The organism is Deefgea piscis, assembly GCF_019665785.1.
In the GTDB taxonomy this organism is placed as follows: domain Bacteria; phylum Pseudomonadota; class Gammaproteobacteria; order Burkholderiales; family Chitinibacteraceae; genus Deefgea.
Genome location: NZ_CP081149.1, coordinates 977,620 through 1,000,269 on the forward strand (window position 1 = coordinate 977,620; position 22,650 = coordinate 1,000,269).

At 50.0% G+C, this 22,650-nt stretch carries 18 protein-coding genes; 7 read left to right on the top strand and 11 right to left on the bottom strand.

What is annotated here, in order from left to right:
- Positions 1–27 precede the first annotated feature (27 nt).
- Positions 28–543 carry a single-stranded DNA-binding protein gene (gene ssb, locus K4H25_RS04600; protein WP_221022208.1) on the top strand — a complete coding sequence of 172 codons (516 nt, stop codon included), beginning with the start codon at positions 28–30 and terminating at the stop codon, positions 541–543.
- A 190-nt stretch (positions 544–733) separates the two neighbouring features.
- Here ssb and K4H25_RS04605 read toward each other — a convergent pair whose 3' ends face one another.
- Positions 734–2,941: an OsmC domain/YcaO domain-containing protein gene (locus K4H25_RS04605; protein ID WP_221022209.1), complete on the bottom strand. Its 2,208-nt coding sequence runs from the start codon at positions 2,939–2,941 to the stop codon at positions 734–736.
- 384 nt (positions 2,942–3,325) lie between these two features.
- Between K4H25_RS04605 and K4H25_RS04610 the strand changes: the two genes are divergently transcribed.
- On the top strand, positions 3,326–4,375 hold the full coding sequence (locus tag K4H25_RS04610) for a sensor domain-containing diguanylate cyclase (RefSeq protein WP_221022210.1): 1,050 nt from the start codon (positions 3,326–3,328) through the stop codon (positions 4,373–4,375).
- Between the two features lie 125 nt (positions 4,376–4,500).
- Entirely contained in the window at positions 4,501–5,697 is a 1,197-nt protein-coding gene (gene hmpA / locus K4H25_RS04615; protein WP_221022211.1) for an NO-inducible flavohemoprotein, read from the top strand.
- A gap of 171 nt (positions 5,698–5,868) precedes the next feature.
- On the opposite strand, the gene K4H25_RS04620 is transcribed toward hmpA, so the two are convergent.
- Positions 5,869–7,644, bottom strand: coding sequence for a sigma-54-dependent Fis family transcriptional regulator (locus tag K4H25_RS04620; RefSeq protein WP_221022212.1), 1,776 nt, complete (start codon positions 7,642–7,644; stop codon positions 5,869–5,871).
- Positions 7,645–8,032: 388 nt separating this feature from the next.
- Between K4H25_RS04620 and adh the strand changes: the two genes are divergently transcribed.
- Positions 8,033–9,553: an aldehyde dehydrogenase gene (gene adh / locus K4H25_RS04625; RefSeq protein ID WP_221022213.1), complete on the top strand. Its 1,521-nt coding sequence runs from the start codon at positions 8,033–8,035 to the stop codon at positions 9,551–9,553.
- A gap of 73 nt (positions 9,554–9,626) precedes the next feature.
- On the top strand, positions 9,627–10,025 hold the full coding sequence (locus tag K4H25_RS04630; protein ID WP_221022214.1) for a DUF779 domain-containing protein: 399 nt from the start codon (positions 9,627–9,629) through the stop codon (positions 10,023–10,025).
- Between the two features lie 74 nt (positions 10,026–10,099).
- Here the strand turns inward: K4H25_RS04630 and K4H25_RS04635 are convergent, their stop codons facing one another.
- From K4H25_RS04635 to hdeA, 9 genes are all read right to left on the bottom strand, one after another.
- Positions 10,100–11,554: an NAD-dependent succinate-semialdehyde dehydrogenase gene (locus K4H25_RS04635; RefSeq protein WP_255588035.1), complete on the bottom strand. Its 1,455-nt coding sequence runs from the start codon at positions 11,552–11,554 to the stop codon at positions 10,100–10,102.
- Positions 11,541–12,827, bottom strand: coding sequence for a 4-aminobutyrate--2-oxoglutarate transaminase (gabT, locus tag K4H25_RS04640; protein WP_221022215.1), 1,287 nt, complete (start codon positions 12,825–12,827; stop codon positions 11,541–11,543). The genes K4H25_RS04635 and gabT overlap by 14 nt, the downstream gene beginning before the upstream one ends.
- 134 nt (positions 12,828–12,961) lie before the next feature.
- Positions 12,962–14,386: a gamma-aminobutyraldehyde dehydrogenase gene (locus tag K4H25_RS04645; RefSeq protein WP_221022216.1), complete on the bottom strand. Its 1,425-nt coding sequence runs from the start codon at positions 14,384–14,386 to the stop codon at positions 12,962–12,964.
- Between the two features lie 41 nt (positions 14,387–14,427).
- Positions 14,428–15,261 carry an ABC transporter permease gene (locus K4H25_RS04650; RefSeq protein ID WP_221022217.1) on the bottom strand — a complete coding sequence of 278 codons (834 nt, stop codon included), beginning with the start codon at positions 15,259–15,261 and terminating at the stop codon, positions 14,428–14,430.
- Positions 15,251–16,192 carry an ABC transporter permease gene (locus K4H25_RS04655; RefSeq protein ID WP_255588041.1) on the bottom strand — a complete coding sequence of 314 codons (942 nt, stop codon included), beginning with the start codon at positions 16,190–16,192 and terminating at the stop codon, positions 15,251–15,253. Before K4H25_RS04655 ends, K4H25_RS04650 begins: the two co-directional genes overlap by 11 nt.
- Positions 16,189–17,196, bottom strand: coding sequence for an ABC transporter ATP-binding protein (locus K4H25_RS04660; protein WP_221022218.1), 1,008 nt, complete (start codon positions 17,194–17,196; stop codon positions 16,189–16,191). Before K4H25_RS04660 ends, K4H25_RS04655 begins: the two co-directional genes overlap by 4 nt.
- Before the next feature lie 124 nt (positions 17,197–17,320).
- Positions 17,321–18,469, bottom strand: coding sequence for an ABC transporter substrate-binding protein (locus K4H25_RS04665; protein WP_221022219.1), 1,149 nt, complete (start codon positions 18,467–18,469; stop codon positions 17,321–17,323).
- A 579-nt stretch (positions 18,470–19,048) separates the two neighbouring features.
- Positions 19,049–19,987 carry a LysR family transcriptional regulator gene (locus K4H25_RS04670; protein WP_221022220.1) on the bottom strand — a complete coding sequence of 313 codons (939 nt, stop codon included), beginning with the start codon at positions 19,985–19,987 and terminating at the stop codon, positions 19,049–19,051.
- A gap of 517 nt (positions 19,988–20,504) precedes the next feature.
- Complete coding sequence (hdeA, locus tag K4H25_RS04675) at positions 20,505–20,837, bottom strand: acid-activated periplasmic chaperone HdeA (protein WP_221022221.1); 333 nt, start codon at positions 20,835–20,837, stop codon at positions 20,505–20,507.
- 583 nt (positions 20,838–21,420) lie between these two features.
- Between hdeA and K4H25_RS04680 the strand changes: the two genes are divergently transcribed.
- Both K4H25_RS04680 and K4H25_RS04685 read left to right on the top strand, forming a co-directional pair.
- The gene (locus tag K4H25_RS04680; RefSeq protein WP_221022222.1) at positions 21,421–21,858 is read left to right on the top strand and encodes a DUF4826 family protein; all 438 of its coding nucleotides are present in this window, start codon (positions 21,421–21,423) and stop codon (positions 21,856–21,858) included.
- A 52-nt stretch (positions 21,859–21,910) separates the two neighbouring features.
- Positions 21,911–22,453, top strand: a complete 543-nt coding sequence (locus tag K4H25_RS04685; RefSeq protein WP_221022223.1) for a CbrC family protein — start codon at positions 21,911–21,913, stop codon at positions 22,451–22,453.
- Positions 22,454–22,650: the final 197 nt, after the last annotated feature.

The following is a 22,650-nucleotide window of genomic DNA, read 5'->3' on the forward strand; positions in this document are numbered from 1 at the left end:
TTGATTTAAAAAAACTGGAGCAAATGAATGGCCTCATTAAATAAAGTATTGCTAATTGGTAATTTGGGTAGAGACCCAGAAACGCGCTTTATGCCTAATGGCAATGCAGTATGTAATTTTTCGATTGCGACCACTGAGAGCTGGAAAGACAAGCAATCTGGCCAAAAGCAAGAAAAAACCGAATGGCATAACATCAGCATGTATGGCCGCTTGGCTGAAATTGCCGGCCAATACTTAAAAAAAGGCAGCAGCGTGTATATCGAAGGTCGTTTGCAAACTCGCAAATGGCAAGATAAGCAAACGGGTGCTGATCGCTACACCACTGAAATTATCGCTGATGAAATGAAAATGCTCGGCGGGCGTGGTGATACCGGTGGTAACGCCGGCGGTGGTTACAACCAGCAAGGCGGTGGTGATGATTTCAACCAAGAATACAGCGCCCCAGTGCAACAGCAACAACAAGCACCACGCCAAGCACCACCACAAGCTGCGGCAAAACCGGCGCGTAATTTTGACGACTTTGAAGACGATATTCCTTTCTGAACCGAGTCGGTTTAGCGAGTCGTTAATTTAGCTGTAAAAAAACCCTCAATTGTTTTGAGGGTTTTTTTATGGCCTATCGATCGGTATCGGCAAAATTCTGCGCCAGCCATCCGACGTTTGTGTATGTATATGGCTGTAATATTTATAAATAAAAGTTTACAGCCATATACCTATCGACAATGCCTAAAGCTTAAGTGTTCGACATCCCCGCTGCGGTTGCGCGTGCGGTGTGCAGTTTTTGGTAGCTATCGATGATGCGCTGGTGGCGATCAAGTCCTTCTAGTTGCATGCTGGTTGGCGTCAAGCCATAAAAGCGGATGGTATCGTTGATTGAGCCGATCACCGCGTCGATCCTTTCGTTGCCAAACATGCGACGGAAGTTGACCTCGTAGTCGGCCAGTTCCATCTCATCATCCATCTCAACTTCAAGTACCACATTCATCGCTTGATAAAACAATACGCGATCAAGGGTGTTGTCGTTGTACTGCAAGAAAGCACCGACGAGCTCATGCGCTTCAGGATATTGATGCAAGGCCAGATGAATCAATAGTTTGAGTTCGAGTACGGTGAGTTGACCCCAAACGGTATTTTCATCAAAGGCAATGCCAATTAAGTCGGTGATGGTTGAGTAATCACCCAGCTCGTTGTCTTCTAAACGATCGAGCAGGGCCACTAGACGCACATCACTTAGGCGGTGCAAGTTCAAAATATCTTCGCGGAACAATAGCGCTTTATTGGTGTTATCCCAGACCAAGTCGTCGATCGGGTAAATTTCCGAATAGCCAGGTACCACAATGCGGCAGGCGATAGCACCGAGTTGATCGTACACCGCCATATAGGCTTGTTTGCCCATGTCGGCCAAAATGCCAAATAGGGTAGCCGCTTCGTCGGCATTGGCGTTGTCGCCTTGGCTGGAGAAATCCCACTCAACAAATTCGTACTGCGCTTTGGCACTGAAAAAGCGCCAAGACACAATGCCGCTTGAATCAATAAAATGCTCGACAAAGTTATTCGGTTCAGTCAAAGCTTGGCTCTCAAAGGTTGGCCGAGGCAAATCATTTAAGCCTTCAAAACTACGCCCTTGCAGCAACTCGGTTAGGCTGCGCTCTAAGGCGACTTCTAAGCTCGGGTGCGCGCCGAATGAGGCAAATACGCCGCCGGTACGTGGGTTCATCAGCGTAACGCACATGACCGGATATACACCGCCAAGCGATGCGTCTTTTACGATGACTGGGAAGCCTTGCTCTTCTAAGCCTTGAATGCCCGCTAAAATGCTCGGGTATTTCTCCAGTACGGCTTGCGGTACATCGGGCAGCGTGATTTCGCCCTCGAGAATTTCGCGTTTCACTGCGCGCTCGAAGATTTCTGATAGGCATTGCACTTGCGCTTCGGCCAAGGTATTGCCGGCGCTCATGCCGTTACTCACAAACAGGTTTTCGAGCAAATTGCTTGGGAAATACACCGTTTCGCCGTCTGATTGACGCACAAACGGTAAGCAGCAGATGCCGCGCGCCGCATTACCTGAATTGGTGTCAATCAAATGCGAGCCAAGTAGCTCGTCATCGGGGTTGAAAATTGGCAGGCAATAGTCATCGAGGATTTCAGTCGGTAGCGCATTGTTTGGGCCCGGCTTAAACCAGCGCTCATTCGGGTAATGCACAAACTCGGCATTGGCAATGTCGGTGCCCCAAAACTGGCCGGCATAAAAGAAATTGCAGTTGAGTCGCTCGATAAATTCGCCCAAGGCCGATGCCAATGCGCTTTCTTTGCTCGCGCCTTTGCCATTGGTAAAACACATTGGTGAGTGCGCGTCGCGAATATGTAGCGACCAAACATTGGGGATGATATTGCGCCACGAAGCGATTTCAATCTTCATGCCCAAGTTGGCCAATAGGCCAGACATATTGGCGATGGTTTGCTCGAGCGGTAGATCTTTACCAACGATATAGGTGGCGGCGTCCGCATCGGGGTTTAAGGTCAACAAAGCCTGCGCATCGGCATCTAAATTATCGACTTCTTCAATGATAAATTCAGGCCCCGTTTGCACGACTTTTTTGACTGTGCAGCGCTCAATCGAGCGCAAAATGCCTTGTCGATCTTTGTCCGAGATTTCTTTGGGTAATTCCACCTGAATTTTGAATATTTGCTGATAGCGGTTTTCTGGATCAACAATATTGTTTTGCGATAGACGAATATGCTCGGTTGAAATACCGCGCGTATCGCAATACAACTTCACAAAATACGCCGCGCACAATGCCGATGACGCTAAAAAATAGTCGAACGGCCCGGGTGCCGAGCCATCGCCTTTGTAGCGGATCGGCTGATCGGCCACCACCGTGAAATCATCGAACTTGGCTTCAAGACGAAGCTTGTCGAGAAAATTAACCTTAATTTCCATGGCAGAATTCCTTAAATAGCACGCATATTGAGTTAGCGCGCATTATCCGGATTTTTGCCGCTGTAGTCCTGCGCTTTGCAGTAATACCGCCAACGAGCTAGTAGTCTCAAGTGCGTTGCGCTTCATTTTGCTACTGATCGATGATGGCGCATTGCCGTGCTTGGCTTCAGAGCACTGGCGTAATGATGGTCGTGTTTTTGTTGATGAGTAAGTTATAGTATTGTTTTATGTAATTATTGATGGTTGAATACCTTATCTTTGTTTTAACAATGCAGTATTTCTTGATTTATCGCTGTGCATTGCAAAATTATGCAGCGCCATTTTTTTTGGCAGGCGTTGACCGAGTTATCATTCTTTATCAATTAATTTAGTTTTGGAGTACGCATGTTACCGGCCCCCATCCCGAGCAATGAAGACGAAAGAATGGCCTCATTGCGTAAGATGTTATTGCTGTCTACGCCCGACGAAGAGGTATTCGATCGCGTCGTTCGCATGACCAAGCGGGTGTTTAATGTGCCGATTGTTTTGGTGTCGCTCATTGATGAAAACCGGCAGTGGTTTAAATCCTGCATGGGTTTACCGGTGAGAGAGACTGGGCGGGACATTTCTTTTTGTGGCCATGCCATTCTGGGCGATGATTTATTCGTGATTCCCGATGCGCGCCAAGATATTCGCTTTGCCGATAATCCGCTGGTGCTGGATGCGCCTTATGTGATTTTTTATGCCGGTCGGCCATTAAAAAATGCCGATGGGCATAATGTTGGCACTTTATGCATTATTGATCACATGCCTCGTGAACTGTCTGATGAAGAACGCAATTGTTTGCATGATTTGGGTAGCTGGGTAGAACAAGTTTTTTTAACCCGAGAATTGAGCGAATCGCAGCAAATGATGTTTGCTGAATTGTGCGAAGTGAAGCGTGCTTCTGTCCTTGATCCTTTACTGAATATTTGGCATCGCGGCGCCATTATGGATTTGCTGCAGCGTGAAATGGCACGCGCTGGGCGTAGCCATATGCCTTTGGCTTTGATGATGGTGGATGTGGATTATTTCAAGCAAGTTAATGATGAGTACGGTCATCCGGTTGGCGATCAGTTATTGATTGAATTTGTGCGGATGATTAAGTTGTGCTTACGCTCTTATGATCATTTAGGTCGCTATGGCGGCGATGAATTTATTATTGTTTTGCCTGATATTCAACATGAGCATGCGGTTGAAAAAGCCAATGCGATTTTACTCGCGATTCAAAACACACCATTATTAATCAATCAGCAAGCCATTACGATGTCCGCGAGTATCGGTGTGGCCACCATACCGGCTGAGATGTCATGCAGTGTCAGTGACATGATTCAGCGGGCGGACGATGCTTTATTAGTGGCCAAAAAGAAGGGGCGAGGGCGAGTTGAAGTCGCTCCTGCAGTCGCGAATCACTAAAGCATAAATCCTGACATTAGTATTGTGATGAATGGTCGCGGCAAAATACCGCAATGCCGTGTCTTTTCTTATGTTCATAAATATGTATAATAAATACATCTTTATGAACTGATGTAGGAATAACCATGCTTAATTTGACTGATCGTGACTTAGTTCGCGCCACCGCGCCGATTCTTAAACAGCATGGTGTGGCGTTAACTACGCATTTTTATGCGCGAATGTTTCAGCATAATCCAGAACTCAAACAGATTTTTAACGAAGGCAATCAGCAGTCAGGCGCCCAGCAACAAGCGCTGGCGATGGCGGTTGCGGCGTATGCAGAACACATTGATAACCCCAGCGTATTGGCGCCGGTATTAACGCGCATTGCCAATAAACACATCAGCTTGGGCATCCGCCCCGAGCATTACCCGATTGTTGGTCATCATTTATTGGCTTCGATTCGAGAAGTGCTGGGTGCTGCCGCTACGGATGAATTGATTGCTGCTTGGGCCGCAGCTTATGGCCAACTGGCGGATGTATTGATAGCCGAAGAAGCGCAATTGTATGCTGCTGCCGCATTCAAAAGCGGTGGCTGGACGGGCTGGCGTGGTTTTGTGGTGGCAAAAAAAGTAGTCGAAAGCAGTGAAATTACGTCGTTTTATTTACGCCCAGCCGATGGCGGCGCGGTCCCGGATTATTTGCCAGGGCAATATATTTCGGTGCGAATGTTTGTGCCTGAATGGCAATTGATGCAGCCGCGGCAGTACAGTTTGTCGGATGCGCCGGGGCAAGATTATTTGCGCATTTCAGTTAAGCGTGAGCAAAACCAGCAAATCATCGGTCAAGTCTCGAACCTATTGCATAGCACGATTGAAGTGGGTGACGTGATTGATGTTGCACCACCAGCTGGTGATTTTGTCTTGCATACCGATCGCAGTAGTCCCGTGGTGTTGATCAGTGGTGGCGTTGGGATTACCCCGATGATGGCGATGCTGCAGCATTTGCATGCCACAGGCACTGAGCGCCAAGTGAACTCAATTCATGCTTGCCGCAATCCTGAGGTGCATGCATTTAAACAGCAGGTGCAGCAATTGACTGCTGCCAAGGCTAATTTCGCTGCGACGGTTTTTTATGATCAAGCCGATCCCGCAGCCAGCCATCACCTTGGCCCAATTGATTTGGCCAAGCTGGCTGATCGGGTGATTTTGCCGGATGCGGATTATTATTTGTGCGGCCCTTTGGCGTTTATGCAGGCACAGATTAAATCGCTGCAGGCTTTGGGCGTGAGTGGTGAGCGAATTCATGCCGAAGCATTTGGCACCGGTGGCGTGAGCGTTTAATTGACGCAGCGCTAAAGCCGTATTTTCCCAGCGTATGGTGCAAAACGCCATGCGCTGCGGCTTGTGTGGGTATATTAATGTTGACTATATTTTGTATGATCTAGATGAATATACCCTGTAACATCAGCAGCAAATCTAAACGGCTGTGATGCAATGCTGAGGTGGCTGGATCTAGCATTTATTGCGGTAAACCGTATTACGCGAAATACCCAGAGCGCGTGCAGTGGCAGAGACGTTGCCATGATGCGCAGCGAGCGCCGCTTGAATCGCTTGTGTCGATAGCGTGTGTAAGTGCGTTGCTTGCTCAGGATTGACCGCAATCGCATCGATAAACTCATCAGGAAAATGCACAATATCCAGCTGCTTTGCATCGCCAGCCAAGACAGCAGCGGTGCGTAATACCGTATATAACTGCCTAAAGTTGCCCGGCCAATCGTAGTTCAAACACAGCGCCAGCGCCGCTGATGACAATTGTTTTTGGCCTAAGTTATGCAAGATTTTGCCAATGACAACCGCTAAATCGCTGCGTTCGCGCACTGGTGGTAGTTTCACCATGAGCCCTTGAATTCGATAATACAAGTCTTCGCGAAACAAGCCTTGCGCCACTTGCGTGGCTAAATCACGGTGGGTGGCACAAATGAGCGCCATATCAATCGCAATTGAGCGATCGCTGCCCAGCGGCGTGATTTCTCTTTCTTGTAACACCCGCAGTAAACGCGCTTGCAAAGCCAAAGGCATATCGCCAATTTCATCCAAAAATAAAGTTCCACCATGCGCTTGAATGATTTTGCCATTGTTCCCGCTGCGTTTGGCACCAGTAAATGCGCCTTCCGCGTAGCCAAATAATTCAGATTCAATGAGCGATTCTGGAATCGAAGCGCAATTGACTGCGACAAAGTTTTTGCTCGCTTGGGGCGAATCTTTATGAATCGCTTGCGCCAGTAGCTCTTTGCCGCTGCCGGTTTCGCCGGTAATTAAAATCGGAATCCCATGCCCTAATACTTTGCTAACACGCTCAATCATCCGCGCAACTTGAGTGTCGCCGGTATTGAGGTAATTTAAATGTGAAAACCGCTTGCTTTGCTGCGTTTGCGGCGCGCTACCAAAGCGGGCGATGGCCGCAATACGCATGCCATTGTGCAAAGTCAGCGTCAGCTGCGCTGGGCTAAAGCGGCAGGCGCTAAGGATGTCGTTGATCGATTGATGGCGCGTATCAAAACAGTGAGCAAATGACGCTGGTGCCGCAGCATTGAGCTGAAATAGCGCGCTTTGATTGGCCGCTAAGCATTGCCCATCGAGATCAAACACCAATATGCCTTCCATCGCAGTTGCAATTAATTCAGCTCGACTATGAAAGCTGATATAGAGGGCGTCATGAAAGGCATTGCAGAGGATTTTATTTTCTAATTCTTGTGCCGACATTTTGATCAACGAAAGCGTTGACGCATGGTAACTACGGTAATCACCCGTTACATCAATCACGCCAAGCAAGCTTGAATTAGGGCTAAAAATCGGCACGCTGGCGCAAGTGAGGCCTTGATTGGCGCGTAAAAAATGTTGTTCGGCATGTACGGTGATGGCGCGTTGCTCGGCCAAAGCCGTGCCAATGGCGTTGGTGCCCTGATATTGCTCGCTCCAGATGGCACCGGGCTTGAGGGCAACCTTGTGGTTTTTAGCTAAAAATTGATCGTCACCTAAGGCATGCAGCACCAATCCATTGGCGTCAGTGAGCACAATCGTGCTGTGACTTTTGGCGATTTGTTGATATAGCGTGCTCAGTACTGGCAACGCTTGCAGATAAAACCCGCGCTGCTCGTCTTGCTGCGCTTGCAGTTGCTTGGCCGATAAAATGACATAGTCAGCTTGCTGCACGGCATCGAGACCATATTGCGCTGAGCGTTGATGCGCTGCCAATAATTGCGTCGATTGCAATTGAAATTGATCCACAATCGCTCCTTATTCAGTGAGTTTTTTTGCCGGCTGAGGGCTGATTTTTATTGTGTATCTGCGTGCGGTAAAAAGGCAAATTGAGCCTACATCACACTATGCCAACGGTTGTTCATCGGTGTTCAACTGTTCGGTGTCAGTGTTCAAAATTGACACACTTACGCTATTGTGTTCAATCCTGGGTTTGAAATATATCTAATAAAATCAAGGCTTAATCTAGTTTTTAAAACTAGGCATGGCTTTTGCAAATAGCTTGATGAGCAAAAAGAGTTCGCCCAAAAAAACCAAGTCAAACGCGCGTTACAGCGTGGGTTTGAGTAATAGGGCGATGATTGTTGCCGCCAAGTTGGAGTGTCATTTTTTGATTAAATCTAAGGAGTGAACGCAAATGAACCATGCCCAGATGCAGTTTTTGAATATTGCATTTCCCTATCGTCAGCAGTATGGCAATTTTATTAATGGCACATGGCAAGCACCGATCGATGGCGAATATTTTGACAATATCACGCCGATTACCGGACAAGTTTTTTGCCAAGTGGCTCGATCGAAAGCGGCCGATGTTGAATTGGCGCTCGACGCCGCGCATGCCGCTAAAGGGGCATGGGGCCGCACCAGCGCAGCGGAGCGCGCACGGATTTTGAATCAGATTGCCGATCGGATGGAGGTCAATTTAGAAATGCTGGCCGTGGCCGAAACCATCGACAATGGCAAACCGATCCGTGAAACACGGGCGGCCGATATCCCGCTGGCGATTGATCATTTTCGTTATTTTGCTGGCGCCATTCGCGCGCAAGAAGGCGGTATTTCAGAAATTGATCATGATACGGTGGCGTATCATTTTCATGAGCCGCTGGGCGTGGTCGGGCAGATTATTCCGTGGAATTTCCCGATTCTAATGGCCACTTGGAAGCTCGCTCCGGCATTAGCCGCTGGCAATTGTGTAGTGTTAAAACCTGCCGAGCAAACGCCAGCTTCGATCTTGGTGTTGGCGGAGTTGATTGCTGATTTATTACCACCGGGCGTACTCAATATCGTCAATGGCTACGGTCTAGAGGCGGGTAAACCGCTAGCCAGTAGCAAACGCATTGCCAAAATTGCCTTTACTGGAGAAACCACCACCGGGCGTTTGATTATGCAATACGCCGGTCAAAACTTGATTCCGGCGACGCTCGAATTGGGCGGTAAAAGCCCAAATATTTTCTTTGCCAGTGTGATGCAAGCCGATGACGCATATTTTGATAAAGCACTCGAAGGCTTTGCAATGTTTGCACTCAACCAAGGCGAGGTGTGTACCTGCCCATCGCGCGCTTTGATTCAAGAGTCGATTTACGAGCAATTTATGGAGCGGGCGGTGCAGCGGGTGAAAGCCATTCGCCAAGGTCATCCACTCGATGGCAATACCATGATTGGTGCCCAAGCATCGCAAGAACAGTTTGAAAAAATCTTGTCGTATTTAGATTTAGGCAAACAAGAAGGCGCCAAATGCTTAACTGGCGGTGAGGCCACACGGCTAGATGGCGAGTTGGGCCAAGGGTTTTACATCCAGCCGACGATTTTTGTTGGGCATAACAAAATGCGCATTTTCCAAGAAGAAATTTTTGGCCCAGTGGTCTCGGTCACCACCTTTAAAACCGAAGCCGAAGCGCTAGAAATCGCCAACGACACCTTATACGGTTTGGGTGCCGGTGTTTGGAGCCGAGATATCAATCAAGCGTATCGCTTTGGCCGTGAGATTCAAGCGGGCCGAGTTTGGACCAATTGCTATCATGCGTATCCGGCGCACGCGGCTTTTGGTGGTTATAAGCAATCGGGCATCGGTCGAGAAAATCACAAAATGATGCTCGATCATTATCAACAAACTAAAAACTTACTCGTGAGCTATTCCAACCAAGCGCTGGGTTTTTTCTAAAATCCGCTGGGCGATGCGGTTTGCTGTTTGCGGATCGCGGATCGCGGATCGCGGATCGCCCAGGAGAATGTCAATGACGAATCTAGATCTGGTCGTACCGCGAGTGATCGCCACCGAGGCTGCATTGCAGTTAATTGATTCGCTAGCACTGCGGTATGGTGCTTTGCTGTTTCATCAATCGGGTGGCTGCTGTGATGGCAGCGCGCCGATGTGTTTCTCACGCACGGAGTTTCACATTGGCGCTGGCGATGTATATCTGGGCGATATTGGCGGTGCGCCGTTTTATATGAGTGCCTCACAGTTTGAATATTGGCAACACACGCAATTAAACATCGATGTGGTGGCTGGAATGGGTGGGATGTTTTCATTAGAAAGTGGCACCGGCCGCCGATTTTTAACGCGCTCTCGATTGTTTACTGATGATGAATGGCAATGGCTGACTGCGCATCCAGTGACATTCGCTGCGGGTTGACTCAAAGAAAAAACCATCAGGGCTTGCTTACCCTGATGGTTTTTTTTGGGTCAATTTAAGCGGTTTGGATCGATTTACAGCCCCGCAATACACAGATACTTTAATTCAACATAATCATCGATACCAAAGCGCGAGCCTTCTCGGCCTAGACCGGATTGTTTGATGCCGCCAAATGGGCCGACTTCATTCGAGATTAGGCCGGTATTGATGCCCACCATGCCGGACTCAAGTGCTTCGGCTACGCGGAAAATTCGGCCAATATCGTGGCTATAAAAATACGCCGCTAAGCCAAACTCGGTGTCATTGGCCAAATCAATCGCTTCGTGCTCGTTGTAAAAACGAAATAGCGGCGCCACCGGACCAAAGGTTTCCTCGTGGGCGATTTTCATTGCGGTGGTGACATGGCTGAGCAAAGTAGGCTGGAAAAAACGGCCACCTAAAGCATCCAGACCGCCGCCGAGCAAGAGCTTTGCGCCATGCTCGAGTGCATCGCTCAGGTGCTCTTGGACTTTGGCGATGGCTTTATCGTCAATCAAAGGACCAAGTATCACCTCTGAATCCATGCCATTGCCGACTTTGAGGGCTTGCATCGCGATACGCAGCTTGTGGCTAAATTCGTCATACACCGCGTCATGCACCAAAATCCGGTTGGCGCACACGCAGGTTTGTCCGGCATTTCTAAATTTGGCAATCATTGCGCCAGCCACGGCGGCATCCAGATCAGCATCTTCAAACACAATAAATGGTGCATTGCCGCCCAGCTCTAAAGACACTTTTTTAATGGTATCGGCGCATTGCGCCATTAAGGCTTTGCCAACGGCGGTACTGCCAGTGAAGCTGAGTTTGCGCACAATTGGATTACGCGTGAGCTCGCCACCGATTTCGCTGGCGTTGCCGGTGATGACATTAAAAACCCCGGCCGGAATGCCGGCGCGCAATGAGAGCTCGGCCATGGCCAAAGCGGTCAGTGGTGTTTGGCTGGCGGGTTTAACCACCATGCTGCAGCCCGCAGCGAGCGCAGGCCCGGCTTTACGCGCAATCATGGCCGCTGGGAAATTCCACGGCGTAATCGCTGCAGTCACGCCAATGGCTTGGCGGATGACCAAAATGCGTTTATCCGCTTGTGGATGCTGTAATACATGGCCATCAAGCCGTTTGGCTTCTTCGGCAAACCATTCAATAAAGCTGGCGGCATAAGCGATTTCGCCTTTGGCTTCGGCCAAGGGTTTACCTTGCTCGGCGGTCATGATTTTGGCCAGATCGGTTTGATGCTGCATGAGTAAATCAAACCAGCGGCGTAAAATAATCGATCGCTCTTTGCCTGACCGCGCGCGCCATTCGATTTGCGCCGCTTGTGCGGCAAAAATGGCGCGTTGCGTCTCAGCAACGCCCATGCGCGGCACCACGGCGACTGGCGAATTATCCGCCGGATTAGTCACCGCTAGCGTTGCGCCGTCGTCGGCCGATTGCCAAAGCCCGTCGATTAGTGCGTGTTCGCGTAGCAGGGTTGGATCATCAAGTTGCAGCATCTGCATTCCCCTTTAGTGCCGCCTCTAAAATATCCAGCGCTTCAGCAAAGACCGTGTCTTCGATGGTCAGTGGAAATAAAAAGCGGATTACATTGGCGTAAGTACCACAGCTTAGCAGAATTAAACCCTGAGCTAAGGCGTGCGCTTGAATGGCCTTGGTTTTGGCCACATCAGCCTCACCCGTAGTGGGGTCAATCAATTCAATGGCGACCATCGCGCCCAAGCCACGGATTTGCGCGATGTGCGGCACGGTGGTGGCGATGGTTTGCAAGCGCGCTTTGAGTCGATCACCGAGTTGATTGGCGCGTAGATTGAGTTGCTCGGCGTCGATCACATCCAAGACCGCGTGTGCGGCGGCAATGGCCAGCGGATTGCCAGCATACGTGCCGCCCAGGCCACCCGGATTCGGTGCGTCCATGATTTCGGCGCGGCCACACACGGCGGATAATGGATAGCCGCCGGCTAATGATTTGGCTAGCGTTATTAAATCGGGCAATACATCGTAGTGCTGCATCGCAAACCATTGTCCGGTGCGGGCAAAGCCAGTTTGGATTTCATCGGCAATCAGCAAAATACCGTGTTGATCGCACAATTGCCGCAGCGCGCGTAGCCATTCTGGCGGCGCAATATAAAAGCCGCCTTCGCCTTGCACCGGTTCAAAAATAATCGCCGCAACGCGTTGCGGATCGACATCGGCTTTAAATAGCTCATTGAGTCTTTGCAGTGATTGCTCGGTGCTCACGCCGTGTAATTCTTGCGGAAAAGGCGCGTGATACACCTCGCCGGGGAAGGGGCCAAAGCCGATTTTATACGGCGCCACTTTACCGGTGAGTGCCATGCCCATCATCGTTCGGCCATGAAAACCGCCAGTAAAAGCAATCACCGCGCTGCGACCGGTGGCGGCACGGGCGATTTTGATCGCGTTTTCGACGGCTTCAGCGCCGCTAGAAAAAAAAGCGGTTTTTTTGACATGCGTCCCCGGTGTTAAAGCATTAATGCGTTCCGCCAAAGCAATATACGATTCATAAGGCACAACTTGATAACAGCTATGGGTAAAGGCGGCGAGTTGCTTTTGCACTGCGGCGCTGACTGTGGGGTGGCAATGCCCAGTATTGAGCACCGCAATACCACCGGCAAAATCAATAAAACGGCGACCTTCCACATCCCACAGCTCGGCATTGAGTGCGCGTTCAATAAAAAAGGGTGCCAGCACGCCCACGCCGCGCGGTGTGGCCGCAGCTTGGCGTTGGCGCAGGGTTTGATTGTTACTCATCGCGATCTCCTTGATTCTTACCTATGGGTATTGCTTTTTTGGCTATATAAAATAAGACTTAGATTGATATACCTGATGGATGTATTTTGATAAGCAGCACCAAGCCATACCGCGCTACATCAAGGCCATCTGGCTCACAGCTTCACCATCACATGGCGCACACAGCTGTAGTCTTCAAGCGCATACATCGACAAGTCTTTGCCATAGCCCGATCGTTTCATTCCGCCGTGCGGCATTTCACTGACCAACATAAAGTGCGTATTGACCCATGTGCAGCCGTATTGCAGCTTGGCGGCAAATTGCATGGCATGGCTCACATCGCGCGTCCAGACCGAGCTGGCCAAGCCATAGTCGGAGTCATTGGCCCAAGCGAGCGCTTGCTCTGGCTCGGTAAAGCGGGTGATCGACACCACTGGACCAAAGACTTCGCGGCGAACGATCTCATCGTTTTGCAAAGCGCCAGCAATGACCGTCGGCTGGTAAAAAAAGCCACGTCCTTCAACCGCTCGTCCGCCAGCGGTGACTTCAATATGCGGCAATTGCGCGGCGCGTTCGACAAAGCTAGCGACGCGGCTGCGTTGTCGCTCAGAAATTAGCGGCCCCATTTCAACGCCGTCCAAATGTTGCTCGCCATATTTAATGCTAGCGACCGCGCTGGAGAGCTCGGCGACCAGTTTGTCGTAAATTTTGGCGCCGGCATAAATGCGGCACGCTGCGGTGCAGTCTTGGCCGGCGTTGTAATAGCCAAAATTGCGAATCGCTGCGACCACGGCGTCTAAATCAGCGTCGTCAAAAACAATTACTGGCGCTTTGCCGCCCAATTCCAGATGGGTGCGTTTTACCGTTTTGGCTGCGGCTTCTAAAAACCGCCCGCCGGTTGAGACGTCGCCAGTTAATGAAATCATGCGCACTGCTGGGTGGTTAATCAACGGACTGCCGACGCTATCGCCACGGCCAGTAATCACGTTGACTACGCCAGGTGGCAAGATTTCAGCGATTAATGTCGCTAATTTGAGCGTAGTCAGCGGCGTTTGCTCTGAGGGTTTGATCACTACCGTATTGCCAGCAGCAATCGCTGGCGCGATTTTCCACGCGGCCATCATCAGTGGGTAATTCCACGGCGCGATACTGGCAACCACGCCTAAAGGATCGCGCCGGATCATGCTGGTAAATCCGGGTAAATATTCGCCGGCTAATGCGCCGTGTTGATTGCGAATCGCACCAGCAAAAAAGCGAAACACATCGGCGACTGCCGGGATTTCATCATTGAGCGCTGCCAGATAGGGCTTGCCACAATTGAGCGATTCTAAGCGAGCAAATTCGCTGGCGGTGGCTTCAATGCGCTCGGCCAATCGCAGTAACAGCATGCTGCGATCTTTAGGCACCATGAGTGCCCAATGGGGAAAGGCGGCATTGGCGGCCGAAACGGCGGCTTGGATTTGCTCTAAAGACGCCTCGGCAATGCGCTCGATGACTTCGCCGGTGGCGGGATTGAGAATCTCTTCAACAGCACCTTCGCCAAGCTGAAACTGTCCATTGATGAGTAATTGTTTATTCATCGCGCTATCTCCTGTGGGGCGGGTCGTGGTTGCTGGTCGCATTATTTACTGGCACCGGCGGTGTCTTCAGTGCCTTGGGTTAATCGCCAAGCCAATAAAATCGGCAGGGTGGTGAGCAACATAATGCCCAGTGCCACAACATTGGTGACCGGCACATCGCGCGGGCGGCCTAGTTGATTGAGTAGCCAAATCGGTAAGGTTTGTTGTTGGCCCGCGGTAAAGGTGGTGACGATAATTTCGTCAAAGCTCAAAGCAAAAGCCAGCACTGCACCTGCGAGTAAGGACGTTGCGAGTTGCGGCAGTAAGACGTAGCGAAAGGTTTGCCAGCCATCGGCACCTAAATCCATCGACGCTTCAATTAAGCTATATGCGCTACGGCGTAGGCGAGCGACGACATTGTTGTAAATCACCACCACGCAAAACGTAGCGTGGCCGATGGCGATAGTCCAAAAGCCGGTTTCGATATCGGCCAAACGAAAGGCCGAAAGCAGGGCAATCCCCGTCACAATGCCGGGCAGCGCAATCGGCAAAATCAGTACCAGCGTAATCGCTTCTTTACCAAAGAAATTACGGCGGTATAGCGCTGCAGCCGCCATCGTGCCTAGCACTAAGGCCGATACAGTCGCGATGAGTGCAATTTTGATGGATAGCCAAACGGCCTCGAGTAAATCGCTGCGCTCGCTAGCGGCAATAAACCAGCGAAAAGTAAATCCTTGCAAGGGAAAGCTAAACGCCGATTCTTCGGTATTAAACGCATACAGTGCGACCATGATGATCGGAAAATGCAAAAAGAAAATACCGCCGACAGCCAGTGTCGTTAACCACCACGGCGCACGAGGGGCATTGGCATCTTGTGGTTTGCAATTAAAGCGCATCAAAAGCTCCTAAGCGGCGGGCGATGGTGAGGTAGAGGGCAATAATCAGCACTGGAACGACGGTAAACGCGGCGGCGAGCGGCATATTGCCGATCGAGCCTTGCATCGTATACACCATGGTGCCGATGTATAAACCCGATGGGCCAATCAATTGTGGAATGATGTAATCGCCCAGCGTGAGGCTAAACGTGAAAATCGAACCGGCGACAACGCCGGGAAACGCCAGCGGCAAAATCACCGTATAAAACGTTTGCCGTGGTGTCGCGCCTAAATCGGCGCTGGCTTGGATTAAATTGGCTGGAATGCGCTCGATGGATGCTTGAATCGGCAAAATCATAAAAGGCAGCCAGATATAGGTGAATACGGTGAAACGCCCTAAATTGGACGTCGACAAAGAGTTGCCACCGATGCTGGGCAGCGCCAATAGCGCATCGATGACACTGCTTAAACCCAGCTGGTTATAAAACCAGTACACCACGCCGCCCTTGGCCAAAATCACCGTCCATGCATAGGCTTTGACGATATAGCTCGCCCACATCGGCAGCATCACCGCCACATACATCGCGCCTTTTTGCCAGCCCTTGGCGTAGCGCGCCATATAGTAGGCAATCGGAAACCCCAAAATGGCCGACGCTAAGGTCACCGCACACGCCATCACCAAAGTACGCAGTACCACGTCGTAATTGGCGGCATCAAACAGCGCTTGGTAGTTGGCCAAGGTCAATTGCTGCGTGACGGCCATCGTGAAGTCATCAAAGGTATAAAAACTTTGCCATAACAAGGCCAGCAAAGAGCCCAAATAGACAATGCCAAACCAAGCCAATGGCGGTAAAAGCAGCACCAGCAACAAGAGCTTGGGTTGACGCCAAAATAAATCAGACAGCCTGCGTAGTGGCATCCATTGGTTTGGGAAATGGTTTGGGCTGCTCATGATGCGGCCTCGTTGAGTAAAACCATGCTGTGCTTGGGCCAATGCACGGTGAGCGCGCTGCCAATTTCTGGAATAACGGCGCTATCGTTCGCCAGCGTGACCCAAACGCGCTCGCCGCTACTGACTTGCAAGGCCAAACGGCTGCTAGCACCAAGGTAATGAATGTCCGCCACTTGGCCATTTAATTGCGGCTCGCAGGTGCTGGCGCCAAGGCGAATTTGCTCTGGGCGCACTGCAAATGCTTGCGTAGCCCCAGTGATTTGTTTGGCGAGTGCGCCACGAATCACATTGGCTGTGCCGACAAAATCAGCGACAAACACTGTTTTGGGTTGGGAATACAGCATTTTTGGTGTATCAATTTGCTCGATTTTGCCTTGATTAAAAACTGCTACCCGATCGGACATCGACAAGGCTTCACCTTGATCGTGGGTGACATAAATAAACGTAATACCCAGTTGTTTTTGTAACGCTTTGAGTTCCGACTGCATTTGTTCGCGTAATTTTAAGTCGAGCGCGCCCAATGGCTCGTCGAGCAATAACACCCGGGGTTGATTGACTAAGGCGCGGGCGAGCGCCACACGCTGGCGTTGCCCGCCTGACATTTGACCGGGTTTTCTCGCGCCAAATCCGCCAAGCGCCACCATGTCTAAAGCCGCCTCGGCCTGTCGATAGCGCTCCGCTTGGCCAATGCCTTTGACCTTGAGCCCGTAGGCGACGTTATCGAGGATATTCATATGCGGAAACAGCGCATAGTCTTGAAACACGGTGTTGACGTCACGCCGATAGGGCGGCAAACCTTGCGCGCTCACGCCGTGAATGAAGATGGCTCCGGCACTGGCTTGCTCAAAGCCGGCAATCAGTCTTAAACACGTGGTTTTGCCTGAGCCAGATGGCCCGAGCATCGAGAAAAACTCGCCATCCATGATTTGTACGCTGACCTCATCGACCGCGCGCACGCCGCCAAAATGACGACTCACCTGCTGAAATTCGACGGCAATGTGCATATTTTGTCCTTGCGGATGGCGCAGCCCGATTCGCCGCCGCGTGTATCGGGCGGCGAATGGTTTCACCATCCATTGAAAAAACCTGCGAGGCACTCGGCTGGCTAACCAGCCAAGTCATAGCGCGCTAACGACCACCCATAATGGCGATGTAGTCTTTAGTCCAGCGGCTATAAGGGACGCATTGCGTTTGGCTGCGGCATTGCGCTTGGGGTGTTTTCCAAAAAGCGATTTGTCCAAAACGCTCAAAGCCATTGCTTTTACAAAAATCACTGCCGCCGGGGGCTTTTTCGGCACAGGCTTTGCTCACGACGGGATTAGAGCCAAACCATTCGGCCAAGCCCGATTGCAGTTTTGGATTGAGTGAATGCGCCATCCATTTGTAAGCACAGCTGATGTTTTTCGCTTCGCTATGCAGCATGGTGGTATCGGCCCAGCCGGTGGCGCCTTCTTTGGGAATCACCGCCGCGATCGGGAATTTTTCGCCTTGCAGCGCATTGATTTGGTAGCCCCAAGCGCTACTGGCGGCAATGCCTTCGTTTTTAAAATCATTCATTTGCACGGTGACATCGTGCCAATAGCGATGGCTAAGCTGCTTTTGTGCGCGCAGTAATTTGAGCACTTCTTGGTATTGCTTTTCATTCAGTTCGTACGGATCTTTAATGCCTAAAGCTGGATTTTTTTTCATTAAATACAGCGCCGCATCGGCAATATAGATGGCGCCGTCGTAGGCTTGAATTCGGCCTTTATTGCTTTTGCCATCGGGTAGTTTTTGTTCTTCAAACACCACCGACCAGCTGTCTGGCGCTTTGCCTGCAAAAACTTTGCTGTTATAGGCCAAGAAATTCGCGCCCCATTGATAAGGCACCCCATAGTGTTTGCCATCAACGGTATGCCAAGCGCCATTGCTTAAACGCGGATCGAGCGTATTCCAGTTGGGAATCAGCGCAGGATTGATTTCTTGGACTTTCTTCCCGTAAATCAGTCGCAAACTGGCGTCGCCTGAGGCAGTGACTAAATCGTAACCGCCTTGATTCATTAAGCTGACCATTTCATCGGAAGTCGCTGCGGTTTTAACGCTGACTTTACAGCCGGTTTCTTTTTCAAACTGAGTCACCCAATCGTATTTTTTATCCGACTCGCCGCGCTCGATATAACCGGGCCAAGCAATGATATTGAGCTTGCCTTCGGGTTTACCCAAGCTGCTTGGCGGATTGGCAATGGTGAATGAGCTGGCGAGTAATAGGCTGACAGCAATCGGGCTAAACCGTTTCATGATGGCGCTCCAAGAGGTGGTGTATTGATTGTAGGCAATGGCTGGAGCACGACTAGTTGGCATTGCCAATCGACACTATCGAAAAAACCGATAGCGTGGCTGGCCATATTGGGGTTGCGGCGGCGGCAAATGAGTCAGCGCGGCTTGGCAGGGTATTTTTGCCGCGCTAATGCGGTGCTAGCTCAGTCTTTGTCTTGAGCCTAATGCATCAATTGAAAGTGAATCGGGGCGTAGTGCTCGCAAGATCCAAGTAAAATAGTTTTTAAATTTATATTGGGTATATGCATGTAGTCATTAATTTATAAGGCTTATATTTATATACCTACAATATATTTGGGCTTGGCTTTATCTGAGGGATCGGTTGATCTTGCTGGAATGGGCAATACTTGGCTTTCAGTGCGCGGGGGTTTGGGGTTTTAAATCGGCGTATTGCGCTGCGTCATGGCCGTCGTAGCGGGTGGGCGTAGTTATGGCTGTGCCATCGATTTATCCGAACGCACAGCAGCAAAATTCTTTTTTTTGGATTGCAAAGTATTGGGTGTGATGGTGCAAACCAATGTGGAATCAATGCAACAGCGATTAAGATTTGGCCGCTTCAATCCGCGCGGCGGGCAGTCCACGCGAGCGGGCGAACTCTCGGGCAATCAGTAAGAAATTTTGTGCCGCTTCAGAAAGTGGGCTGCCGCGTCGCCACGCCACACCGATTTCAAGCACTGGCATGCTCTCTTGAATTGGCCGCACTTCTAGCCGATCACCATCTAATGACCATGGCCGATACAGCATTTCGGGCAAAATCGATAAACCGGCACCGGTGGCCACCAAGCTACGCACCGCTTCGACCGATTGCGTTCGCATGGCCACGCGTGGCTTTAATCCGGCTGCGCGCCAAAAAGCGGTGGTGTTGTCATCGAGCTCATCGAGCTTGAGCATAATCATCGCTTCATTGGCGATTTCTTTTAAATTAATACTGCCAAGCTCTAATAGCGGATGATTGCTAGGCAGCCAAATTCGCCATGGCGCAACTTGTAATACTTCCACTTCCAGTGCTAAGCGGTTTTCGATATTGGATGTGAGCACAATGGCTAAATCCAGCTCGCCATTAACCAGCAAATGCTCAAGATAGCCGCGTTCGTCTTCAACAATGCGCACTTCGACCTTGGGTAGAGTTCGGCGAAAACGATCGAGTAAATACGATAAAAAATAGCCCGACATTAAACCCGTTACGCCCAGATTAAGCTGGCCAGTCATCGCATCGGGCCGCGCATTGAGCGCTTGTTGTGCGTTACGCACCACCGCCAAAATTTCATGCGCATGGCGCAAAAATTGATGCCCAGCATGGGTGAGCACCATGCCGCGCGCATGGCGCTGAAACAGTGGCACGCCCAGATCGGCCTCGAGTGATTTAATCGCTTCGGTAATCACCGATTGAGAAATATTCAGTGTTTGCGTTGCACGGGTGACCGACTCCGCTTCGGCCACTGCAATAAAATACCGAACATTGCGAAACGAAAAACTCATATTGTCCCCAAGCAGCGTGAAGGGTTGGCGTGTTTCAGATTAGTGTCGTTTTGGTGCTGTGAGCATGATGCTATCACAAGCACTTTATGCCGCTGGCTTGGCTTGGCAAGTCATGTCAGTCGCGATAAATTTTGTCGTAAATTTGGCCTTTAGGGTCTGTTGACGTTTGGTTTTCGGTCGCGCTGGAGCGATTTTCGCGGCAGATCAAGGCATTTTATGCGACCAATAACCCGTTATTCGAGCATGAAATAACGCAGAGATGCCGCGAAAAGCGCCCAGCCCTTAGGGTTTGGCTGCGGCTTTTTTAAATCAAGTCAGCCTGACACTGCGTTGAAAAACGCTCTTGCATAGAATGACTATGCCACGCGTCTTTCTCCTTGTTTCAGGCCAAAATCAGCGCAAACGCGATCCGAAAACCAAACGTCAACAGACCCTAGTGGCGGCCATAAAAAAAGCCAGAAAAATCTGGCTTTTTGGGCAGTACGATTACGATGACAATTGCGATGACATATCGCGATTACATATCGGCTTTGACCTTGGCCCAGCTGGATTTCACTTTGCTCCAGAATGATGATTTAGGATCTTTCTTACATTCTTGAATCACCATGGGCACGATTTTTTCAATGCCATCCACATCCATCACTGAATCAACCGGTTTGTTTTTCTTATTAAAGCCTTCAGCAAAATACACCGCTTTAGGCTGATAGCTTTCATCGATAGCGAGAAAGTCTTCGCACATCCATTTAGATACGGGTTTTTTTGCGCTCGCCGTACTGCTGGCAGTGGCAGCAACAGCGCCTTGTGCGGCAATAGCGATTAATACAGCAGCAGTGAGGGTTAGTTTTTTCATCGCAACATCCTTATTAAAAAAAAGAAATATTTAGCAACAAAGTTCATCGAAAAGGGCAGACCTTAAATCGGTACTGCCTGCCAACAGACTAGACGATAGGCGGCAATAGCGTAGTGAAAAGACGAATTTGGCCAGCTCAACTGCTGGTCGCCGGAAAAAAATGCCGAACGCAGTCAATATGAATCGAGAGTCCAGCGCTGCCGTGCTGAATCGATGGCGTGCAATCCGGCGCTAAATGATTGGGCGCTGTTCTTTCTTGCTGAGCGTGTTGATGTAAAAACCACGGTATGGATGTAAATACAGTTCACTTAACGACCCCCCCTGAAAACCTGACGCAGAGGCACAGAGGCGCGGAGGAAATCTTATTTCAATTTATCCACCCAAACGCATTGAACGTCGCCACCGAGCTTACCAATTTAGCCACAGCCAAACTTGGATTGCAGCCCACTTTGATTTACGGGTTTAAACTCTACGACAGGCAGCAGTCGGCCAAAAGCGGAAGTAATGTTTCGCCTATTCGTGCAAAATTATTATCCGCAGCCTCAGGATGAAAAACTCCATATTATTCGTTAAGGTTCATTCAATGATAGATTACGACGAACCAGAATTTGAAGCACAGTGGCTTGCCGAACGCCGCGATGAAGTCGCGAACTATTTAAATCTTGAAGGCATTGTACACGGCACAATTGGAGAGATGCCTGCTTGGCATATTGCACCATACGTTTCGATTTGGGCTATTGAAAGCCTAAAAACCCCTAACTCAGTCGGGTGGTGGGCTATTTCAGGAGACCTACCAAACGACTACGTCTCAGCAAACAATGCCAAAACCCCAAGAGAAGCAATGCATGCCATTGCTTCTCTATGGAAAGAAGCCTCTCAATACATGGCTCGTGGAGAAAGGCATCCAAGTTTTGTCATTGGGAGCGGTGAAAGTGATGAAGAGTTGGCTCCCATGCTAGCCTCAAGAGCGGAGATGCTACTCGACTGGTCTAGCAACCCAGAAATTTGGGAGGAAATATGAACTCTAACCAGAAGCAGACTTATTTAACTAACGATAATTGCGCAGAAAAACAATGAATCTACCTTTGTTTAAATACCATCCTGACCCAGTTTCTACTGGAAGCATCATCAAATCAGATGCCGTTTGTGAGTGCTGTGGCCAATCGCGCGGATACATTTATACCGGTCCAGTCTATGCAGAAGATGAGATTGACTATATTTGTCCTTGGTGTATTGCTGATGGTCGAGCGCATCAAGAACTTGAGGCAAGCTTCACTGATGAAGATGGAATCGGTGGTGGTGGTTCATGGTGCGCTGTAACTAGTGAAATTATTGAAGAAGTTGCATATCGAACACCAGGATTTTCTGGTTGGCAACAAGAGCAATGGTGGACTCACTGCGACGATGCGGCTCAATTCTTGGGACGCGCGGGGAAAGAAGAGTTGCTTGTGCTAGGAACAGATGCTGTTTTAGCAATTCAAGATTCAACAGGACTTCCAGATGGAACAGAGTGGGACCGGTTTTTAAATGCCCTAGACAAAGATGGGTCGCCAACGGCCTATATATTTCGTTGTCAGAAGTGTGGAGCACTTGGTGGTTATCAAGACTGCGATTAACGTGATGCAATGAAGCTTAATTAGTTTTCTTGATTATTTTGTTGCTCGAAAGCCTAGGATTTCCTTGGTAAACAGATATGCAGCTACCCCACATAAGCGACTGCTATGGGTCGGGTGCTGCCGCTCAACCCAGTGGATAAATGCGTAAGCATGGGTGGCGGCGTCAAATAAGAACGGGTGGATAAATTGATGAGAAT

What these genes read in the sequence shown, in the direction of transcription:
- ssb (WP_221022208.1), top strand. Translation starts at nt 28, where the DNA reads ATGGCCTCATTAAATAAAGTATTGCTAATTGGTAATTTGGGTAGAGAC.
- K4H25_RS04650 (WP_221022217.1), bottom strand. Translation starts at nt 15,261, where the DNA reads ATGCGCTTTAATTGCAAACCACAAGATGCCAATGCCCCTCGTGCGCCG.
- K4H25_RS04645 (WP_221022216.1), bottom strand. Translation starts at nt 14,386, where the DNA reads ATGAATAAACAATTACTCATCAATGGACAGTTTCAGCTTGGCGAAGGT.
- K4H25_RS04665 (WP_221022219.1), bottom strand. Translation starts at nt 18,469, where the DNA reads ATGAAACGGTTTAGCCCGATTGCTGTCAGCCTATTACTCGCCAGCTCA.
- gabT (WP_221022215.1), bottom strand. Translation starts at nt 12,827, where the DNA reads ATGAGTAACAATCAAACCCTGCGCCAACGCCAAGCTGCGGCCACACCG.
- K4H25_RS04685 (WP_221022223.1), top strand. Translation starts at nt 21,911, where the DNA reads ATGAATCTACCTTTGTTTAAATACCATCCTGACCCAGTTTCTACTGGA.
- K4H25_RS04605 (WP_221022209.1), bottom strand. Translation starts at nt 2,941, where the DNA reads ATGGAAATTAAGGTTAATTTTCTCGACAAGCTTCGTCTTGAAGCCAAG.
- K4H25_RS04610 (WP_221022210.1), top strand. Translation starts at nt 3,326, where the DNA reads ATGTTACCGGCCCCCATCCCGAGCAATGAAGACGAAAGAATGGCCTCA.
- hdeA (WP_221022221.1), bottom strand. Translation starts at nt 20,837, where the DNA reads ATGAAAAAACTAACCCTCACTGCTGCTGTATTAATCGCTATTGCCGCA.
- K4H25_RS04630 (WP_221022214.1), top strand. Translation starts at nt 9,627, where the DNA reads ATGACGAATCTAGATCTGGTCGTACCGCGAGTGATCGCCACCGAGGCT.
- K4H25_RS04655 (WP_255588041.1), bottom strand. Translation starts at nt 16,192, where the DNA reads ATGAGCAGCCCAAACCATTTCCCAAACCAATGGATGCCACTACGCAGG.
- K4H25_RS04670 (WP_221022220.1), bottom strand. Translation starts at nt 19,987, where the DNA reads ATGAGTTTTTCGTTTCGCAATGTTCGGTATTTTATTGCAGTGGCCGAA.
- hmpA (WP_221022211.1), top strand. Translation starts at nt 4,501, where the DNA reads ATGCTTAATTTGACTGATCGTGACTTAGTTCGCGCCACCGCGCCGATT.
- K4H25_RS04635 (WP_255588035.1), bottom strand. Translation starts at nt 11,554, where the DNA reads ATGCTGCAACTTGATGATCCAACCCTGCTACGCGAACACGCACTAATC.
- K4H25_RS04660 (WP_221022218.1), bottom strand. Translation starts at nt 17,196, where the DNA reads ATGCACATTGCCGTCGAATTTCAGCAGGTGAGTCGTCATTTTGGCGGC.
- adh (WP_221022213.1), top strand. Translation starts at nt 8,033, where the DNA reads ATGAACCATGCCCAGATGCAGTTTTTGAATATTGCATTTCCCTATCGT.
- K4H25_RS04680 (WP_221022222.1), top strand. Translation starts at nt 21,421, where the DNA reads ATGATAGATTACGACGAACCAGAATTTGAAGCACAGTGGCTTGCCGAA.